This is a genomic window from Moorena producens PAL-8-15-08-1 (assembly GCF_001767235.1).
In the GTDB taxonomy this organism is placed as follows: Bacteria; Cyanobacteriota; Cyanobacteriia; order Cyanobacteriales; family Coleofasciculaceae; genus Moorena; species Moorena producens_A.
In genome coordinates, this window is sequence record NZ_CP017599.1 from 3,278,622 (window position 1) to 3,298,496 (window position 19,875).

Sequence of the window (19,875 nt, forward strand, 5' to 3'; positions counted from 1 at the left end):
CCAATCAAATCTAGGGGCGCTTCCCTTGCGCCCGAATCCTGTGCGCTCTTTAACCTGTGGTTGGCAGCAAGTGATATAGCGCTACGCTTAGGGTCAGACGTTATAAGTCAGAAGTCAAAAGTAAGCTAGGACTAAGTTTCGGAGTTTAGGCAGAAACCAGCTATGCTGAAGTAAAGGAGTAAGGTTTAATCCCAGAAGGTTTTTGATCACTAATTATGGGGAGATGATATCAAACAACCCCCAACCTGGGATTATATCATCTCGGCATAATTACTCTTAATACAAATTTTTACGAGCACCCGAGCACCCCATCTTCTGCTACGCTATCACTACCGATATCTAAAATAGATCAGCGTTTATCTGAGTTTTTGTTATTATTAGATTTTGTGAGTTGATAGTTGCATTGAACTCTGGCTGATCGTTTCTTGTCAGCCAGGTGCAACTTTTCTTGTTCCCAAGGTAGGATACTGGCAAGATGCCAGTTCTAACTATTCCCAAGCAGGATACTGGCAAGATGCCAGTTCCACCAAGATGCCCGCAGGTTACTGGCAAGATGCCAGTTCCACCAAGATGCCCGCAGGTTACTGGCAAGATGCCAGTTCCACCGACTCCCAAGCCAGGTTACTGGCAAGATACCAGTTCTACCTATTCCCAAGCCAGGTTACTGGCAAGATGCCAGTTCCACCGATTCCCAAGGTAGGATACTGGCAAGATGCCAGTTCTAACTATTCCCAAGCAGGATACTGGCAAGATGCCAGTTCCACCGATTGCCAAGGCAGGTTACTGGCAAGATGCCCGTTCCACCGATTGCCAAGGCAGGTTACTGGCAAGATGCCAGTTCTACCGATTCCCGATTCCCGATTCCCGATTCCCGATTCCCTATCTCCCTATCTCCCTCCTCCCGAATGGCAATCAAGATGGGGCAATATCTGATCAACAGGAGTACCCCTAAACGGTTGCGCCGTCAGAATAATCGTGCCATCTTTTGCTGTTACCCAGCCTTGGGCTTCGATAATTACTTTTTTTTCCTGGGGAGGTTGAGGCTGTATCACTGAACGCGATTCCTGGCCAAAGGCCTTACGCGATTCCTGGCCAAAGGCCTTACGCGATTCCTGGCCAAAGGCCAATGGTGGCTGCTGTAATGGTTTTCTGCTGCTGGCTAAGCCAGGACGAGTTCGCCACCCCACTGTTCTGTGGGCATTAATCACTGGATTCTCTGGAGTTGGTGGTAAACCCCCTTTACCAGTAATGATAAAGGAACTGCCGCCAGCAATCCGATTATTTTCAAAGCCACAAAGGTCATTGGCCAGGATCGCTTCTGCATCTACGGGGCTTGCTGGTAATTCGGTTAAGCCTGAGGTGGGGTCTAGCTGTGAGATGTTGAGGGTTACTTCACCGCTGAATGATGAGCCAAGGTTGGAGGTGGCGGTGATGTCATTGTCCTTTGTGAGACGGTCTCGAAACTCTAAACCAAAGATGCCTTGGGCATTAATCTCAACACGACCTCCTGAGCCTTCGTCAGCATTGGCGGTGATGTCGCTATTTCCCAGACCGACTAAGGTATCAGTATCAATAAATATATTGCCCCCAGTTGTGGTATTCCTAGCGTCAGTTAGAATCAAGCTTCCGTTGAGGAGTCGGATGTCACGGGCATATAGATTAATATTGCTGTCGTCTCCTCCTGCTGTTTCTGCTGTGATCCTGCCATCGTTGTTAAGGAAGATGGAGTTGGCATTAATCTCTACCGTGCCTGCTGAACTATCCTTTTTAAAGCTTCTAGTACTAACTCGTGCTCCATCTTTGACAATTAAGTCCCCAGTGGTAATAGTCACATCTCCGGCATTTCCTGTTGCTCCCCGATTAGCCTGAGCAAACAAGCCGCTGGCAAACCGACCATCGGCTGACCTACCAATCACTTGAACAGATTCAGAGGCATCCACAATCAAATTTCCCCCGTCCCCTTCACCAAAAGTGCCAGCTGAAACTTGTGCTCCATCTTTGATAATTAACTCCCCAGTAGTAATAGTCAAATGTCCGGCATTTCCTTTGGAGTCTGAATTAGCCTGAGCAGACAAGCTGCTGGGAAACTCACCCGAGGCTGACCTACCAATCACTTGAACCGTCTCCTCAGCATTGATAATCAAATCTCCCCCATCCCCTTCACCATTTGTGCTAGCTGAAACTCGTGCTCCATCTTTGATAATTAACTCCCCAGTGGTAATACTCACATCTCCGGCATTTCCTTTGGAGTTTGAATTAGCCACAGCTGTCAAGCGGCTGCCAGACTCACCCGAGGCTGAGGTACCAATCACTTGAACAGTCTCGGAGGCATTGATAATCAAATTTCCTCCGTTTCCTTGAGCAAAAGTGGTAGCTGAAACTCGTGCTCCATCTTTGACAATTAACTCCCCAGTGGTAATACTCACATCTCCAGCATTTCCTTTTGAGTCTGAATTAGCCCGAGCAGACAAGGTGCTGGGAAACTCACCCGAGGCTGAGGTACCAATCACTTGAACAGTCTCGGAGGCATTGATAATCAAATCTCCCCCGTTTCCTTCACCAAAAGTGCTAGCTGAAACTCGTGCTCCATCTTTGACAATTAACTCCCCAGTGGTAATACTCACATCTCCGGCATTTCCTTTTGAGTCTTCATTAGCCACAGCTGTCAAGCGGCTGCCAAACTCACCCGAGGCTGACCTACCAATCACTTGAACAGTCTCGGAGGCATTGATAATCAAATCTCCCCCGTTTCCTTCACCTGAAGTGCTAGCTGAAACTTGTGCTCCATCTTTGACAATTAACTCCCCAGTAGTAATAGTCAAATTTTTGGCATTTCCTGTCCCTTGAGTTTGAGCAAACAAGCCGCTGCTAAACTCACCCGAGGCTGAGGTACCAATCACTTGAACAGTCTCGGAGGCATCCACAATCAACTCTCCCCCGTTTCCTTCACCAAAAGTGCTAGCTGAAACTCGTGCTCCATCTTTGACAATTAATTCCCCAGTGGTAATACTGACATCTCCGGCATTTACTTTTGAGTCTGAATTAGCCCGAGCAAACAAGCCGCTGACAATCCGACCATTAGCTGAGGTACCAATCACTTGAACCGTCTCCTCAGCATTGATAATCAAATCTCCCCCATCCCCTTCACCAAAAGTGCTAGCTGAAACTCGTGCTCCATCTTTGACAATTAAGTCCCCAGTGGTAATACTCACATCTCCAGCATTTCCTTTTGAGTCTGAATTAGCCCGAGCAAACAAGCCGCTGGGAAAGTCACCCGAGGCTGAGGTACCAATCACTTGAACCGTAGAGTCGGCATTGATAATCAAATTTCCCCCGTTTCCTTCACCAAAAGTGCTAGCTGAAACTTGTGCTCCATCTTTGACAATTAACTCCCCAGTGGTAATAGTCAAATTTTTGGCATTTCCTGTCCCTTCAGTTTGAGTAAACAAGCCGCTGGGAAAGTCAACCGAGGCTGAGGTACCAATCACTTGAACCGTAGAGTCCGCATCCACAATCAACTCTCCCCCTTCCCCAAGACCCCTTGTGCCAGCTGAAACAACTGCTCCATCAGAAACCATTAACTGCCCAGTGGTAATCTTCAAATTTCCCGCTTTTCCTGTGCCTGGAGTTTGAGTAGACAAGGCGCTAGGAAACTTACCATCGGCTGAGGTACCAATCACTTGAACAGTCTCGGAGGCATCCACTGTCAAATTTCCCCCGTCCCCTTCACCAAGAGTGCTAGTAGCTGCAACTTGTGCTCCATCAGAGACCATTAACTCCCCAGTGGTAATACTGACATCTCCCCCATTTCCTGTCTCAGAAGTTTGAGCAAGTAAGCGGCTGGTCAACTGACCCGAGGCTGAGGTACCAATTACTTGAACAGATTCAGAGGCATCCACTGTCAAATTTCCCCCGTCCCCAAGACCCCTTGTGCTAGCTGAAACTTCTGCTCCATCAGAGACCATTAACTGCCCAGTGGTAATACTGACATCTCCCCCATTTCCTGTTACTCCTCGAAAAACTTGGGCTCCCAAGAGGCTGAAAGTACCATCAGGCGATACACCAATTACTCGAACAGATTCAATGGCATCCACTGTCAAATCTCCCCCCTGTCCTGAGCCTAATACATCCGCAGTTATCCTAGAACCACCCTCAAGGCTGAGCTGAGAAGCCTTAACAACTATGCCACCCCCACTTCCACTCCCTTCGGTATCCGCAAACACAAAAGAGCGATCGCGTAAACTCACATTAGCCCCCTGCACCTGGATACTGCCACCACTTTCGCCACTGGTAGTGACAAGAGCACCCTCGGACAAACTAATATCCTGAAACTCTTGAACTGATGAATAATCCAACACAAAACTTGTATCGGTTCGGGTCAGCTTCACCACACCATTAGAACCAACACTCCCCAGCTCAATTCGTCCATCCAATGCACCTAGAATCCCACCAGGAATAGTCACCTCACCACCAATTAGCCCTAAGGTTTGACCATTTGATACCTGAAAAAGACTAGACTGATTAGTAATACTTCCGGGATTTGAACCATATTGCAACCCAGAGGGAATATTAATCGTCAACAACGGTTTTCCATTCGGATTTTTAGCACTGAAAACTGTACCATCGTCAAACAAAACACTATCAGCAGTACTCCCAAAAAATGACCCTCCCAGATCTAGTCGGCTATTGGAACCGAAGACGATACCGTTTGGATTTATCAGAAATAAGTTAGCATTTCCCAACACTCCCAGAGTTCCTAAAATATTGGAAACATTTGTTCCAGTTACCCGACTCAGGATGTTCTGAATTCCCGTTGGATTCGCCAAATAAACTCGCCCAAACTCCGCCACATTAAAATCTGAGAAGCTGTGGAACAGATTGCTCTCTCTAATCGCCCCACCTTCTATCAAATCCGCTAGGTTTCCGTTAACATCGACATTGGGCGTTACTACAGAGCTTTCATTCCCCAAGGTATTATCTGGAGTGATTTGCCCTAATGCCGTAGTTGCAGCCAGTAGAGAATAGAGAACAAAGGGACTTACTTGCACAAGTCTGTTAACCAGAGGTTTCATTTTAATCAATCAACGAGCTACCGAATTGATCTGATTATTTCATAAAATACCTGTTGATTCTGTTAAGTTTCATTAGGTCAATATGGCAGCAAAAAGCCAAAGTAGGGTGGGCAAAGTAATCTAATCGTGACGAATGAAAAGAACCAAACTGTTTTTGCGTAAGCTGTCAGCCGTCAGCTGTCAGCCGTCAGCCTTGGCCGTTGGCCACGCGGGGCGCGTTTGGCTCACGCTGCTTGAGGTGCTTATTTTATTCAAAAGCTGTTCGCACCTTAAGTAGCGTCGTCAAAGGCCAAAGCTGACCTCTTTTCTTGATGCAGTCGCCATCTCTAAGAGGATGGTAAGGGTGGTAAGGGGTGGTAATAGTCAAGAGGGTCAGAAAAACTATTGCACTGTCGCTATCTCAGGCCGGAGGGTAGTAAGGATTGTAAGGGTGGTAATAGTCAAGAGGGTCAGAAAAACTATTGCACTGTCGCTATCTCAGGCCGGAGGGTAGTAAGGATTGTAAGGGTGGTAATAGTCAAGAGGGTCAGAAAAACTATTGCACTGTCGCTATCTCAGGCCGGAGGGTAGTAAGGATTGTAAGGGTGGTAATAGTCAAGAGGGTCAGAAAAACTATTGCACTGACGCACTAATTAGGTGTGGGGTAGCTTTTGCCTCTTGCCTCTTGCCTCTTGCCTCTTGCCTCTTGCCTCTTGCCTCTTGCCTCTTGCCTACTCCCTACTCCCTACTCCCTATTCTTCACAACCAATTTCCCAGCAAAATAAAAGCCGACCAGTAAAAGGGGTGCTTAAATTCCTGGGTCTGCAATAGCTCCTGTTGAGCTTGTCGCAGAGCTTCAGCCTTGGTAACCTTGCCTGTGGCTAACCTCTGATAGAAGCGAGTCATTAACTCTGCAGTGCTTAGATCGTCCACAAACCAAAGACTGGCAAGGGTACTGCGTGCGCCAGATCGCACTGCTACTCCAGCCAATCCCAAAGCGGCTCGGGAGTCTCCTGCGGCTGTCTGACAAGCACTGAGGACGAGTAATTCAATGGGATTTTTTTGCTTTTGATCCGCTGAGATCAGACTATTTAACTCATTGATATTGATTACGTCGTCCCAGGTCAGGAGAAAGGTTTCTTCAGCGACTGAACTAAATTCACCATGAGTTGCTAGATGGAGCACTTCGTACGGAGAGCTATTAACTTCTGTAGTGAAGTTGGATTCAGTAAAGGATTCATTGAGTAGAATCAATGAGGGAACTTGAGCCATGATATTCTCTAATTCTTCCTTCACCCCAGGAAGTGCTCCTAAATTGGGACGATGGGGACGAGTTTCCGTGACTCCAGCAGCCAGAACTGAAACGTTTTCTCTGACATTGGCTTGAGAGTCGATTAATTGTAAACTAGGTGCTACCGCAATATTATATTTCTCGATAGCATAGTTTTCCCCGTCATAAAGCACGGACATAGGAAGATTGCGCAGAGCTCCGTCAGGGATAAAGACTAGGGTGCGGATGTTACTGTTGGCTAGTTCCGCTTCAATGGGGGTGATTAACCAGTCGTGTATTGTTTGCAAGTTTTCCTTTTCAAGACTTTGCCAAGGCCTAGTAATAGTTCTCCTTGCCAAAGCCAGTTGTTGTTCTATTTCTGTTTTGGGTAAGTTAGTGGTGATCTGGCGCAGGGGTTGTCCGGGCAAAGTGACAATTACTTCCAGGCGGTCTGGCAAGATAATGGTATAGAAGATCGCGGCTTTTGGGTCTATTTCATCGATATTAACGGGTTTAGCATCTAGACAGGCATCCCGAAAAAAGTTGTCTAGTTCTGCTAGTTGCAGGGATTCAATCACATCTCGTGCTTGTTTGAGGTTTTCTTGAGATGCATTGGGTTCCAGGAGTAGTCCTACTAATTCTCGGTAGACTGGTTCGACCCTCTCTCGAAACCCAAACTGAATATCGCTACTAATCGCGACTAGGTCGCTACGGATAGATTTGAGGGTTTGCACCGATTGAGCATAGGCCGCGATCGCGTTTTTTTTATCCTGTTTTAGGTTAAGGATTCTTCCTAGTTGCCATTGCCATTGATAGGCTAAATCCGGAGCCTGGATTTCTTGAGCAATGACTAAGGCTTTTTCGGTCAAGTCTTGGGCTTCATCAAGACGTTGATTGTATTTGTATAAGCTTCCCAAGTTACCAATGGCTTCAGCTTCCGCTCTTTTATCTCCTAAATTCCTAGCCAACTTAATAGCATCGGCGAGATAAGTAGCCAGGGCTTTGGGAGTTTTTAGTTGTGTATTTTCAGATTTTAATAGGGTTTTTGCTAGCTTAATTCTAGCCTTTATTGCTCTTTGACTGGGAGATAATGTGGTTAAGGTATAGTCTATAGCTGGTAATAACCCTCTAGCTCGTGACCACTCTTGTGTAGCTATCAATACACTCAGTTGATTTAATTGTCCCTGAATTTTTATATCTGCTAAGGGAGATTCCTTGACAACCCGTTGATAGAAATTCAAAGCCTCTTCTGTTTTTTTTTGTAATCTAGCTGTATCCCCCAAACTGAGTAGAGTGTCAGCAAACAAAGTCTGATTTGGTAAGTTTTCGGCTATGGCTAAACTTTGTTGTAAAATCTCTTGAGAGTCTTGGAATTTTCCCACTCTCCTGAGGACATCACCTAGGTATTGAAGGGCTCTACTTTTGAGAGCGCTATCAGGTTGGTCTTGGATACTTTCCTTGATTTGATTTAACGTTTTAGTGGCTTGATTATACAACCCTAATATTCGTAAGGCTTGGACTTGGTAAATCTGACTTTCCGTTAATTTATTGAGGTCTTCGAGGTCTTGGTAGATAGCACTAGTTTGCTGCCAAGTCGATAAGGCTTTTTCCCCTTGACCTAGTGATAAGTAGACTTGTCCTTGGACTGACAGAATTTGGGCTTGTAATTGTTGACTTTCCTTGGTTAATGGCAGTTGTGATAGTTGGCTAAAACTCTGGGATATTGTCTGTTTAGCTTGTGCCCAGTCTCCCAAACGTTGATAAATTAAAGCTAGATTCGCCAAGGCGTTAATCTCACCAATAAAGTCTCCACTCTCCCTGTAGTTACTAATAATTTGCTCCAACAACGGTATCGCCTTTTGATATTGACCTGTTTCATAGAGTTGTTGGGCTTGTTGTTTTAGGGAATCGGGAATCGGGAATTGGGAATCGGGAATTGGGAATCGGGAATCGGGAATCGGGAATCGGGAATCGGGAATCGGGAATCGGGAATCGGGTGTGATTCTTTGAGAATTTGATAAGGCTTCGCCGGATGGAACAAAGCAGGTTAATGCGTTCACGCAGTGGCTCTGAAAGAGCATCGCAATTAGAAATGATAGTTTTTTCATAATAATTAAGGGAACAGGGAACACAAAAGGGGGAATTGGGAATCAGGAACAGCTTTTTGATGGTGCGTTACGGGGCTACTGGCTACGACCTTGAATATCATGGCAATCCCTCCCCTAACGCACCCTACGCACTACTCTACGCACTACTCTTCCCTGTTCCCTGTTCCCTGTTCCCTGTTCCCTCTTCCCGAATGGCAATCAAGATTGGGCAATATCTGCTCAACAGGAGTACCCCGAAACGGTTGCGCCGTCAGAATAATGGTGCCATCCTTTGCTATTACCCAGCCAAGGGCTTCGATAATCACTTTTTTTTCCTGGGGAGGTTGAGGCTTTGTCAGTGATTGTTGCTGCTGTAATCGTTGTCTACTACTGCTGGGTAAGCCAGGACGAGAGAGCCAGCCCACTGTTCTGTCAGTATTAATCACCGCATCGTCTGCACTAGCTGGTAAACCCCCTTTACCGGTAATGAAAAAGGAACTCCCGCCAGCAATCCGATTATTCTCAAAGCCACAAAGGTCATTGGCCAAGATGGCTTCTGCATCTACCGGGCTTGCTGGTAATTCCGTTAAGCCTGAGGTGGGGTCTACGTCTGGGGTGTTAAGGATTACTTCACCGCTGAAGGATGGGCCAAGTCGGGAGGTGGCGGTGATGTCATTGTCTGGAGTTAGACGGTCTCGAAACTCTAAGCCAAAGATGCCTTGGGCATTAATGCTAACACTACCTCCTGGGCCAAATTCAGCATTGGCGGTGATGTCGCTATTTCCCAGACCGAGTATGATGTCAGTATCAATTTCTATATTGCCCCCAGTGGTATTATCAGCGTTGGTGGTAATTTTGCTTTCGTTGAGGAGTCGGATATCACGAGCTTCTAGGATAATATTGCCTTGCGGTCCTGCTGTTTCTGCTGAGATCCTGCCATCGTTGTTTAGGAAGATGGAGTTGGCATTAATATCTACCGTGCCTGCTGAACTATCCTCTTTCATGCTTGTAGCACTAACTCGTGCTCCATCAGAGACAATTAACTGCTCACTGCTAATCTTCAAATCTCCTGCATTTCCTGTCCCGTCAGTTATAGTAAACAAGCCGCTGCCAAACCGACCATCGGCTGATCTACCAATCAGTTGAACACCAGAGGAAGCATCGACAGTCAAAATTCCCCCGTTCCCTTCACCCCTTGTGACAGCTAAAACTTGTGCTCCATCAGAGACTATTAACTCCCCAGTGGTAATATTCACATCTCCCCCGTCCCCTTCACCTCCTGTGCCAGCTGAAACAACTGCTCCATCAGAGACCATTAACTTCCCAGTGGTAATACTCAACTCTCCTGCATTTCCTTTTGAGCCTGGATTAGCTTGAGCAAACAAGCCGCTGGGAAACCGACCATCGGCTGAGGTACCAATGACTTGAACAGTAGAAGAGGCATCCACTGTCAACTTTCCCCCGTCCCCTTCACCAAAAGTGCCAGCTGAAACAACGGCTCCATCAGAGACCATTAACTGCCCAGTGGTAATACTCAAATTTCCCGCTTTTCCTGTCCCCTGAGTTTGAGTAGTCAAGCGGCTGAGAAGCTGACCATCGGTTGCTGAGGTACCAATTACTTGAACAGATTCGGAGGCATTCACAGTTAAAATTCCCCCGTCCCCTTCACCTCCTGTGCTAGCTGAAACAACTGCTCCATCAGAGACCATTAACTGCCCAGTGGTAATACTCAAATTTCCCGCTTTTCCTGTCCCCTGAGTTTGAGTAAACAAGCCGCTGAGAATCCGACCATCGGCTGAGGTACCAATTACTTGAACAGTAGAAGAGGCATCCACTGTCAACTTTCCCCCGTCCCCAAGACCCAAAGTCCTAGTTGAAACAAATGCTCCATCAGAGACTATTAACTCCCCAGTGGTAATGCTGACATCTCCTCCGTCCCCTTCAGCAAAAGTGCTAGTTGAAATAGCTGCTCCATCTTCGAGAATTAACTTCCCAGTGGTAATATTCACATCTCCCCCGTCCCCAAGACCCCTTGTGCCAGCTGAAACTTGTGCTCGACCAGAGACCATTAACTGCCCAGCGCTAATACTCAAATTTCCGGCATTTCCTTCACCCCTTGTGCTAGCTGAAACAACTGCTCCATCAGAGACCATTAACTGCCCAGTGGTAATACTGACATCTCCTCCATTTCCTGTTACTCCTGGAAAAACTTCGGCTCCCAAACCGCTGGGAGTACCATCAGGCGATACACCAATTACTCGAACTGATTCAGTGGCATCCACTGTCAAATCTCCCCCCTGTCCTGAGCCGGATACATTAGCACCTATAATAGAACCATCCTCAAGATTCAACTGAGAAACCTTAACAACTATGCCACCGCCACTGCCACTGCCGTTGGTAAGTGCCAATACACCAGAGCGATCGCGTAAACTCACATTAGCCCCCTGCACCTGGATACTGCCACCACTTTCGCCATTGGTAATGACTCTAGCACCTTCGGACAAACTAATATCCTGAAACCCTTGAACTGCTGAATAATCCAACACAAAACTAGTATCGGTTGGGGTCAAGTTCACCACACTATTAGAACCAACACTCCCCAGCTCAATCCGTCCATCGAATGCCAATAGAGCGCCATTAGGAATAGTCACCTCACCACCAATCAGCCCTAAGGTTTCACCATTTGGTACCTCAAGCCCAAAAAAAGATTGATTAGTAATACTCCCTGGATTAGATCCGTATTGCAACCCAGAGGGAATATTAATCGTCAACAACGGTTTTTCATTGGGATTTTTTGCACTGAATACTGTCCCATCTTCAAACAACACACTATCAGCAGTACTCCCAAAGAATGAGCCTCCTAGCTCTAGTCGGCTATTTGCACCAAAGACAATACCGTTGGGATTTATCAAAAATAAATTAGCATTGCCCAATACTCCTAGAGTTCCTAAAATATTGGAAACATTACCTCCAGTTACCCGACTCAGGATGTTGGCAATTCCCGCTGGTAAGCCAAAATAAACCCGCCCAAACTCGGCCACATTGAAATCCGAAAAGCTGTGGAATAGATTGCTTTCTCTAATCGCCCCACCTTCAATTAAATCTATCAGGGCACCGTTAACATTGACATTGGGCGTTACAACAGAACTTTCATTACCGAGGGTATTATCTGGAGTAATTTGCCCTAATGCGGTAGTTGCAGCTAGTAGAGAATAGAGAATAAAGGGACTTGCTTGCAGAAGTCCTTCAACCACAGCTTTCATGTTAATCAATCAAAATGCTCCCGATATCTGGGATTATTTCATACAATACCTGTCGATTCTGTTAAGTTTTATTAGGGTAAGTAGAGTAGTTAAGTAGAGTAGGGTGGGCAAAGTAATCATTTCGTGACCAATCACAAGAACCAAACTGTTTTTGCCCACCCTACAAGCTGCTCCCGACTCCCGATTCCCGACTCCCGATTCCCGATTCCCGATTCCCTACTCCCTACTCCCTACTCCCTCTTCCCGAATGGCAATCAAGATTGGGCAATATCTGCTCAACAGGAGTACCCCGAAACGGTTGCGCCGTCAGAATAATGGTGCCATCCTTTGCTGTTACCCAGCCAAGGGCTTCGATAATTACTTTTTTTTCCTGGGGAGGTTGAGGCTTTGTCAGTGATTGTTGCTGCTGTAATCGTTGTCTACTACTGCTGGCTAAGCCAGGACGAGAGAGCCAGCCCACTGTTCTGTCAGTATTAATCACCGCATCGTCTGCACTAGCTGGTAAACCCCCTTTACCGGTAATGGTAAAGGAACTCCCGCCAGCAATCCGATTATTCTCAAAGCCACAAAGGTCATTGGCCAAGATGGCTTCTGCATCTACGGGGGTTGCTGGCAATTCGGTTAACCCTGAGGTGGGGTCTACGTCTGGGGTGTTAAGGATTACTTCACCGCTGAAAGATGGGCCAAGGGTGGAGGTGGCGGTGATGTCATTTCCTGAAGTTGGACGGTCTCGAAACTCTAAGCCAAAGATGCCTTGGGCATTAATGGTAACACTACCTCCTCGGCCTTGTTTAGCATTAGCTGTGATGTCGCTATTTCCCAGACCGAGTAAGATGTCAGTATCAATTTTAATCTTGCCCCCAGTTGTTGTATTCTCAGCGTTAGTTATAATCAAGCTTTCGTTGAGGAGTCGGATGTCATGGGCATATAGATTAATATTGCCTTGCGGTCCCGCTGTTCGTGCTGAGATGATTCCATTGTTGTTAAGGAAGATCGAGTTGGCATTAATCTCTACCGTGCCTGCTGAACTCCCCGGTTGAGTGCTTGTAGCACTAACTTCTGCTCCATCAGAGACAATTAACTGCCCAGTGGTAATTTTCAAGAACTCTCCTGCATTTCCTGTCCCTTGAGCTTGAGTAGTCAAGGCGCTGGGAATCCGATCATCGACTGAGGTACCAATTATGGGAGTACCAATTATGGGAAACAGAGCATCGGCTGAGCTCCCAATTAATTGAATCTTTGAAGAGGCATTGACACTCAAGGTGCCCCCGTCCCCTTCACTGAAAGTGCCAGCTGAAACTTGTGCTCCATCAGAAACAATTAACTCCCCAGTGTTAATACTCACATCTCCCCCATTTCCTCTGGCTAAAGTCAGAGCAAACAAGCCGGTGAGAAAGCGAGTCTCGTCTGCCGTACCCATGAGTTGAATCTTTGAAGAGGCATTGACCGTCAAATTTCCCCCGTCCCCAAGACCAACAGTGCCAGCTGAAACTTCTGCTCCATCAGAAACAATTAACTCCCCAGTGGTAATAATCACATCTCCCCCCTTTCCTGTGGCTAGAGTGCCAGCAAACAAGCCGGTGGGAAAGCGAGTATCGGCTGTCCTACCAATGAGTTCAATCCTAGAGGAGCCATAGACACTCAAGGTGCCCCCGTCCCCTTCACGGAAAGTGGTAGTTGAAACAGATGCTCCATCAGAGACAATTAACTCCCCAGTGTTAATACTTAGATCTCCCGCGTTTCCTGTTGAGCCTGTACTAGCTTCAGAAAACAAGCCGCTGGGAGACTCACCATCGGGTGTCGTACCCATGAGTTCAATCGTCGAGGAGGCATTGACAGTCAAATTTCCCCCGTCCCCTTCACCAAAAGTGTTAGCTGAAACAAATGCTCCATCAGAGACTATTAACTCCCCAGTGTTAATACTTAGATCTCCCGCGTTTCCTGTTGAGCCTTGATTAGCTCCAGAAAACAAGCCGCTGGGAAACTCACCATCGGGTGTCGTACCAATGACTTTAACAGTCTCCTCGGCATTGACAGTCAAGGTTCCCCCGTCCCCAAGACCCCTTGTGCCAGCTGAAACAAATGCTCCATCAGAGACAATTAACTCCCCAGTGTTAATACTTAGATCTCCCGCGTTTCCTGTTGAGCCTGTACTCGCTCCAGAAAACAAGCCACTGCTGAACTCACTATCGGGTTTCGTACCCATGAGTTCAATCGTCGAGGAGCCATTGACACTCAAGGTGCCCCCGTCCCCTTCACCAAAAGTTTCAGCTGAAACAAATGCTCCATCAGAGACAATTAACTCTCCAGTGTTAATACTTACATCTTCCGCATTTCCTGTTGCTCCTCGAAAAACTCGGGCTGCCAAGAAGCTGACAATACCATTAGGGGATACACCACTGACTCGAACTGATTCAGTGGCATTCACTGTCAAATCTCCCCCCTGTCCTGAGCCCAATACATCCGCAGTTATCCTAGAACCACCCTCAAGACTCAACTGTGAAGCCTTAACAACTATGCCACCGCCACTGCCACTCCCTTCGGTATCCGCAAACACAAAAGAGCGATCGCGTAAACTCACATTAGCTCCCTGCACCTGGATACTGCCACCACTTTCCCCACTGGTATCAACCAAAGCACCCTCAGACAAACTAATATCCTGAAACTCTTGAACTGCTGAATAATCCAATACAAAACTCGTATCCGTTGGAGTCAGTTTCACCACACCATTAGCACCAACACCCCCCAGCTCAATCCGTCCATCAGGTGCTGTTAACTGACCACCAGGAATAGTAACCTCACCACCAATTAGCCCTAAGGTTTGACCATTTGGTACCTGAAACAGACTAGACTGATTAGTAATACTTCCGGGATTGGATCCATATTGCAACCCAGATGGAATATTAATGGTCAACAACGGTTTAGCATTGGGATTTAATGCACTGAATACTGTGCCATCTTCAAACAACACACTATCAGCCGTACTCCCAAAAAATGAGCCTCTGATATCTAGTCTGCTATTGGTACCGAAGAAAATACCGTTGGGATTGATCAAAAATAAATTAGCATTACCCAATACTCCTAGAGTTCCTAAAATATTGGAAACATTACCTCCAGTTACCCGACTCAGGATGTTCTCAATTCCTGCAGGTAAGCCAAAATAAACTCGCCCAAACTCGGCCACATTGAAATCAGAAAAGCTGTGGAACAGATTGCTTTCTCTAATTGCTCCACCTTCTATCAAATCTATCAGGGCCCCGTTAACATTGACATTCGGAGTTACTACAGAACTTTCATTCCCGAGGGTATTATCTGGAGTAATTTGCCCTAATGCGGTAGTTGCAGCTAGTAGAGAACACAGAACACAAGGACTTGCTTGCAGAAGTCGGTCAACCACAGCTTTCATGTTTTTCAATCTATCTGCTCCCGATGTCTGGGATTATTTCATAAAATACCTGTTGATTCTGTTAAGTTTTATAGCACTATGGGTAACGCAAGAGGCAAGAGGCAAGAGGCAAAAGTGGAATGGGCATCAGGCGTGGAATGGACATCATCGTGGAATGGGCATCTTGCCCGTTTCATTTTCCGGCGGGCTATCTCAACACTGGCGACCGAGAAGTGGTAACAACCAATGCATCAGCCATGGGTATAGGTGTTGACTATGGGAAATAATATTAAGTTATCTCCTGTAAGCGAAAGAGCCAGCCTTCCAGCCTGACGAAAACTCTAAGGCTGGCTCTCCCCGTGGATTTTATTTTGTCCACAATTTTAGTTTACCACAAAAATCATTATATTATAGCATATTTTGAAAATTTTTGTAACAAATTTTTTTTGAGGGAGTCGGGAGCAGGCGGTGTAGGGTTTGTGATAGTGATTTTGTCTTGGGATTTAGCTGGGGGAAAGCGCGATCGCATAAGCGCGGAAGCTTTGCTTCATCGCCTTTGGCGGAAGCTGAGGCCGTAGGCCACGCTTTGCGTTCGCGTAGCGTCGGCTTTGCCGAAACGCTTCATCGCATAACCACGCGCAGTGAGTGGTGCGTTACGGAACCCGGCGGGCTGTCCCAAGGCGGGCGAAGAGGCGGAAAATGAGGCCAAGCCCGCCCCTAACGCACCCTACTGGACTGTTGCCTGTTGCCCATTCCCGATTCCCGATTCCCGATTCCCGATTCTATTGCATTGTCGCCATCTCTAAAAGGGTGGTAAGGGGTGTCAGAGGGGTTAGAAAAACTATTGCAGCAATGCAGCGCGGTCTTGGGGAGCCAGTGCGGTCTTGGGGGTTCCCCCCATGAGCAACTGGCGTGGTTCCCCCCATGAGCGACTGCATCAAGACACTGTCACAATCTCTAGGTAGAGGGTGCTAAGGGGTGTAAAGATTGCAAGCATTGTAAAGGTTGGAAGGGGGGATAAAAAAACTATTGCAGCGATGGACTAATGGGTTATAACAATTCCAAATTCTCTGTACCTCATAGCTATGATAAACGCTATAAAGTAGTTACTATTAGTAATAAATTCAAAAGCATTTTTTAACGTGATATACTTATAGTAAATATCAAGGATCGGTAGTATAAGCCATGAGTAATAGTGACTTGTATAATCAGGATTTTTTTCTGTGGACTGATCTAACTTGTCAGCAACTTAAAACAAGAAACTTTGATGAGTTGGATATAGAAAATTTAATTGAGGAAATAGCCACCTTGGGACGATCCGATAAACGAGAGATTCAGAGCCGACTTAAGGTTTTGATGGAACACTTGCTTAAAAGGCAGTACGTGAATTCAGAGCCTGATTATCGAGGTTGGGAAAAAACAATCAATGAGCAGAGAGAACAGATTAATCTTTTGTTGTCTGAATCTCCCAGTCTCAAACCTTATCTTGAATCGGTCTTTTTGGATTGCTACAGATATCCACTAAAGGTCGTTAGCAAGGATTATCCATCTACTTGCTTCCCCCAAGATTGTCCTTTTACCCCTGATATCCTAGATCAAGATTAATCTTGTGGCATACGGGTCGCAGCTAAATGTTGTTAGTGGTGCTTTAGGGACGGTTTCGCGCTGATTTTCCGCCTCTTCGCGCCTGGTTGAGACAGCCCGCCGGAAAATATTGATAACGGGCAAGATGCCCGTTCGGCTGATGTTAACTTATATTTCGCGCTTCAGCATCCGGGGCGGGCTGTTCCAAGGCGGGCGTTGAGGCGGAAAATGACGGCAAGGCTTTTGGTGGTGCGTTACGGGCAGCAACCTAAGGCGGGCGTTGAGGCGGAAAATCAGGGCAAGCCCGCCCCTAACGCACCCTACTGGACTGTTCCCGATTGCCTCTTGCCTCTTGCCGATTGCCTCTTGCCGATTGCCTCTTGCCGATTGCCTCTTGCCGATTGCCTCTTGCCTCTTGCCTCTTGCCTCTTGCCTCTTGCCTACTCCCTACTCCCTACTCCCTATTCTTCACAACCAATTTCCCAGCAAAATAAAAGCCGACCAGTAATAGGGGTGATTAAATTGCTCACTCTGCAACAGCTCCTGTTGAGCTTGACGCAGAGCTTCAGCCTTGGTAACCTTGCCCTTAGCTAACTTCTGGTAGAACCGAGTCATTAACTCTGTAGTGGCTAGATCGTCCACATACCAGAGACTGGCAATGGTACTGCGTGCCCCCCCACGGACGGCAACACCAGCCAATCCCAAAGCGGCTCGGGAGTCTCCCACGGCTGTCCGACAAGCACTGAGGACGAGTAATTCAATCGGATTTTTTTGCTTTTGATCCGCTGAGATCAGACTATTTAACTCATTGAGATTGATCACGTCATCCCAGGTCAGGAGAAAGGTTTCTTCCGCTACTGAACTAAATTCACCATGAGTGGCCAGATGAACGACTTCGTAACTAGAGGTATTAACGACTGTATTGAAGTTAGATTCAGTAAAGGATTCATTGAGTAAAATCAATGAGGGAACTTGAGCCATGATATTCTCTAATTCCACCTTCACCCCAGGAAGTGATCCTAAATTTGGACGATGGGGACGAGTTTCCGTGACTCCAGCAGTCAGAACTGAAACGTTTTCTCTGACATTGGCTTGAGAGTCGATTAGTTGTAAACTGGGTGCTAGGGCAATACTATATTTCTCGGTCAAATAGTTTTCTCCGTCATAAAGGACGGACATCGGAATATTGCGCAAAGCCCCATCGGGGATAAATACTAAAGTGCGGATGTTACTGTTGGCTAGTTCGGTTTCAATCGGGCCGATTAACCAGTCGTGTATTGTTTGTAAGTTTTCCTTTCTCAGAGGTTCCCAAAGGCTAGTAATATCTCTGTTTACCGAAGCGATTTGTTCTTCTATTTCTGTTTTGGGTAAGTTAGTGGTGATCTGGCGCAGAGGTTTTCCCGGCAAGGTGACAATTACTTCCAGCCGGTCTGGCAAGATAATGGTATAGAAGATAGCGGCGTTAGGATCTATTTCGTCGATATTAACGGGTTTAGCATCTAGACAGGCATCCCGAAAAAAGTTGTCTAGTTCTGCTAGTTGTAGGGATTCAATCACATCTCGTGCTTGTTTGAGGTTTTCTTGAGATGCATTGGGTTCCAGCAGTAGTCCTACTAATTCTCGGTAGACTGGTTCGACGCTTTCTCGAAACCCAAACTGAATATCGCTACTAATCGCGACTAGGTCACTACGGATAGATTGGAGGGTTTGCACCGATTGAGCATAAGCCGCGATCGCATTTTTTTTATCCTGTTTTAGATTGAGGATTCTTCCTAGTTGCCATTGCCATTGATAGGCTAAATCGGGAGCCTGGATTTCTTGAGCAATGACTAACGCTTTTTCGGTTAAGTCTTGGGCTTCATCTAGACGTGATTGCTGTTCGTATAAGGTTCCCAAGTTACCAATGGCTTCTGCTTCCGCTCGTTTATCTCCTAATTTTCTAGCCAGCTTAATAGCATCGGCGAGATAATTAGCTAGGGAGTTGGGACTTTTTAGTTGTGTGTTTTCAGATTTTAATAGGGTTTTAGCTAGATTAATTCTAGCATTGATAGCGATTTGACTGGGAGGTACTTTAGTTAAGGTGTTGTCGATAGCTGGCAATAACTTTCTGGCTTGTGACCACTCTTGTTTAGTTATCACTATACTCAGTTGATTTAATTGCCCTTGAATTTTACTATCCGGTAAGGGAGATTCCTTGACAACCCGTTGATAGAAATATCTTGCGTCTTCTGTCTTTCTTTGTAATCTAGCTGTATCCCCCAAACTGAGCAGAATATCAGCAATCAAGGTCTGATTTTGGAAGTTTTCCGCTATGGCTAAACTTTGTTGTAAAATTGCTTGAGAGTCTTTGAATTTACCGACTTGGCGCAGCACATCACCTAGGTAGTGGAGGGCAGTACTTTTGAGTTTGCTATCGGGTTTGTTTTGGAGGGTTTCTGTGATTTCAGTTAAGGTTTTACTGGCTTGATTATACAATCCTAATACTCGTAAGGCTTGCACTTGGTAAATCTGACTTTCTGTTAATCTAGTTAAGTCTCCAAGCTCTTGGTAAATAGCACTAGTTTGCTGCCAAGTCGATAAGGCTTTTTCCCCTTGACCTAGAGATAAGTAGACTTGTCCTTGAACTTCTAATAGTTGGGCTTGTAATTGTTGACGCTCTTTGGTATTATCAAGGTCTGATAGTTTGGTGAAACTCTGGGATAGGGTTTGTTTAGCTTGGTCTAGGTCTCCCAACGTTTGATAAGCTAACGTGAGATTGATTAAGGAATTAATTTCACCAATCAGGTCGCCACTCTTCCTGTAGTTACTAATCATTTGCTCCAACAACCCTATCGCCTCTTGATAGTGACCTGTTTCATAGAGGTGTTGGGCTTTTTGCTCTAGGGAATCGGGAATCGGGCGTTGCTGAATCTTCGAGTGAATGCGCGACCGTTTAGTCTTGTTAAAGCCCCCTAAATCCCCCAAATTTGGGGGACTTTGGGAGTTTTGTTCCCCCCAAAATTGGGGGGCTAGGGGGGCAAAATCATACCCAAAATCAGCAGAATTTGATAATGCTTTCCCGGATGGAACAAAGCAGGTTAATGCGATGGCAATTAAAAATGATAGTTTTTTCATAAAAATTAATTAAGGGAATTGGGAATTGGGAATAGAGAATAGAGCGAGCCTTTTGGTGGTGCGTTACGGGGCTACTGGCTACTCTGTTGAATATTATGGCCATCCCTCCCCTAACGCACCC

Annotated in this window: 14 protein-coding genes; 8 read left to right on the forward strand and 6 right to left on the reverse strand. The window is 46.3% G+C overall.

Annotation, left to right across the window (positions count from 1 at the left end):
* Positions 1 to 475: 475 nt before the first annotated feature.
* Positions 476 to 700, forward strand: a complete 225-nt coding sequence (locus BJP34_RS39500) for a hypothetical protein (protein WP_149030934.1) — start codon at positions 476 to 478, stop codon at positions 698 to 700.
* The gene (locus BJP34_RS39505) at positions 673 to 933 is read left to right on the forward strand and encodes a hypothetical protein (RefSeq protein ID WP_149030935.1); all 261 of its coding nucleotides are present in this window, start codon (positions 673 to 675) and stop codon (positions 931 to 933) included. The genes BJP34_RS39500 and BJP34_RS39505 overlap by 28 nt, the downstream gene beginning before the upstream one ends.
* Here BJP34_RS39505 and BJP34_RS12385 read toward each other — a convergent pair.
* The gene (locus BJP34_RS12385) at positions 888 to 5,048 is read right to left on the reverse strand and encodes a filamentous hemagglutinin N-terminal domain-containing protein (RefSeq protein ID WP_158517158.1); all 4,161 of its coding nucleotides are present in this window, start codon (positions 5,046 to 5,048) and stop codon (positions 888 to 890) included. The genes BJP34_RS39505 and BJP34_RS12385 overlap by 46 nt on opposite strands.
* Positions 5,049 to 5,610: 562 nt before the next feature.
* Between BJP34_RS12385 and BJP34_RS39510 the strand changes: the two genes are divergently transcribed.
* Positions 5,611 to 5,850 carry a hypothetical protein gene (locus BJP34_RS39510; RefSeq protein WP_149030936.1) on the forward strand — a complete coding sequence of 80 codons (240 nt, stop codon included), beginning with the start codon at positions 5,611 to 5,613 and terminating at the stop codon, positions 5,848 to 5,850.
* On the opposite strand, the gene BJP34_RS12390 is transcribed toward BJP34_RS39510, so the two are convergent.
* Both BJP34_RS12390 and BJP34_RS12395 read right to left on the reverse strand, forming a co-directional pair.
* Positions 5,811 to 8,402 (reverse strand): CHAT domain-containing protein, encoded by a 2,592-nt coding sequence (locus BJP34_RS12390; RefSeq protein WP_229424331.1) that lies wholly within the window; start codon positions 8,400 to 8,402, stop codon positions 5,811 to 5,813. The two genes, BJP34_RS39510 and BJP34_RS12390, sit on opposite strands and share 40 nt — an antisense overlap.
* 170 nt (positions 8,403 to 8,572) lie before the next feature.
* Positions 8,573 to 11,671, reverse strand: coding sequence for a filamentous hemagglutinin N-terminal domain-containing protein (locus tag BJP34_RS12395; protein ID WP_070392611.1), 3,099 nt, complete (start codon positions 11,669 to 11,671; stop codon positions 8,573 to 8,575).
* 123 nt (positions 11,672 to 11,794) lie between these two features.
* On the opposite strand from BJP34_RS12395, the gene BJP34_RS43060 reads away from it, so the two are divergent.
* Complete coding sequence (locus BJP34_RS43060) at positions 11,795 to 11,986, forward strand: hypothetical protein (RefSeq protein WP_158517159.1); 192 nt, start codon at positions 11,795 to 11,797, stop codon at positions 11,984 to 11,986.
* On the opposite strand, the gene BJP34_RS43065 is transcribed toward BJP34_RS43060, so the two are convergent.
* Complete coding sequence (locus tag BJP34_RS43065; RefSeq protein ID WP_070392612.1) at positions 11,895 to 15,077, reverse strand: filamentous hemagglutinin N-terminal domain-containing protein; 3,183 nt, start codon at positions 15,075 to 15,077, stop codon at positions 11,895 to 11,897. The two genes, BJP34_RS43060 and BJP34_RS43065, sit on opposite strands and share 92 nt — an antisense overlap.
* 119 nt (positions 15,078 to 15,196) lie before the next feature.
* Between BJP34_RS43065 and BJP34_RS43070 the strand changes: the two genes are divergently transcribed.
* Together BJP34_RS43070 and BJP34_RS43075 are read left to right on the forward strand one after the other, a co-directional pair.
* On the forward strand, positions 15,197 to 15,343 hold the full coding sequence (locus tag BJP34_RS43070; protein WP_158517161.1) for a hypothetical protein: 147 nt from the start codon (positions 15,197 to 15,199) through the stop codon (positions 15,341 to 15,343).
* Positions 15,344 to 15,697: 354 nt separating this feature from the next.
* Positions 15,698 to 15,862, forward strand: a complete 165-nt coding sequence (locus tag BJP34_RS43075) for a hypothetical protein (protein ID WP_158517162.1) — start codon at positions 15,698 to 15,700, stop codon at positions 15,860 to 15,862.
* On the opposite strand, the gene BJP34_RS43080 is transcribed toward BJP34_RS43075, so the two are convergent.
* Entirely contained in the window at positions 15,839 to 15,994 is a 156-nt protein-coding gene (locus BJP34_RS43080; protein WP_158517163.1) for a hypothetical protein, read from the reverse strand. The genes BJP34_RS43075 and BJP34_RS43080 overlap by 24 nt on opposite strands.
* A 247-nt stretch (positions 15,995 to 16,241) precedes the next feature.
* Here BJP34_RS43080 and BJP34_RS12405 point away from each other — a divergent pair, with 247 nt between their 5' ends.
* Together BJP34_RS12405 and BJP34_RS36645 are read left to right on the forward strand one after the other, a co-directional pair.
* Positions 16,242 to 16,661, forward strand: a complete 420-nt coding sequence (locus tag BJP34_RS12405) for a DUF29 domain-containing protein (RefSeq protein WP_070392613.1) — start codon at positions 16,242 to 16,244, stop codon at positions 16,659 to 16,661.
* Positions 16,662 to 16,920: 259 nt separating this feature from the next.
* Positions 16,921 to 17,148, forward strand: a complete 228-nt coding sequence (locus BJP34_RS36645) for a hypothetical protein (protein ID WP_083305124.1) — start codon at positions 16,921 to 16,923, stop codon at positions 17,146 to 17,148.
* Here BJP34_RS36645 and BJP34_RS12410 read toward each other — a convergent pair.
* A complete protein-coding gene (locus BJP34_RS12410) occupies positions 17,109 to 19,754 on the reverse strand; it encodes a CHAT domain-containing protein (protein WP_070392614.1) in 2,646 nt (881 codons plus the stop codon). The two genes, BJP34_RS36645 and BJP34_RS12410, sit on opposite strands and share 40 nt — an antisense overlap.
* Positions 19,755 to 19,875: the final 121 nt, after the last annotated feature.

Excerpts from the sequence above, each read along its gene's own strand:
- BJP34_RS39500 (WP_149030934.1), top strand. The coding sequence starts at position 476 with ATGCCAGTTCTAACTATTCCCAAGCAGGATACTGGCAAGATGCCAGTT.
- BJP34_RS12405 (WP_070392613.1), top strand. The coding sequence starts at position 16,242 with ATGAGTAATAGTGACTTGTATAATCAGGATTTTTTTCTGTGGACTGAT.
- BJP34_RS12410 (WP_070392614.1), bottom strand. The coding sequence starts at position 19,754 with ATGAAAAAACTATCATTTTTAATTGCCATCGCATTAACCTGCTTTGTT.
- BJP34_RS12395 (WP_070392611.1), bottom strand. The coding sequence starts at position 11,671 with ATGAAAGCTGTGGTTGAAGGACTTCTGCAAGCAAGTCCCTTTATTCTC.
- BJP34_RS43080 (WP_158517163.1), bottom strand. The coding sequence starts at position 15,994 with ATGCAGTCGCTCATGGGGGGAACCACGCCAGTTGCTCATGGGGGGAAC.
- BJP34_RS12390 (WP_229424331.1), bottom strand. The coding sequence starts at position 8,402 with ATGCTCTTTCAGAGCCACTGCGTGAACGCATTAACCTGCTTTGTTCCA.
- BJP34_RS43070 (WP_158517161.1), top strand. The coding sequence starts at position 15,197 with ATGGGCATCAGGCGTGGAATGGACATCATCGTGGAATGGGCATCTTGC.
- BJP34_RS43065 (WP_070392612.1), bottom strand. The coding sequence starts at position 15,077 with ATGAAAGCTGTGGTTGACCGACTTCTGCAAGCAAGTCCTTGTGTTCTG.
- BJP34_RS39505 (WP_149030935.1), top strand. The coding sequence starts at position 673 with ATGCCAGTTCCACCGATTCCCAAGGTAGGATACTGGCAAGATGCCAGT.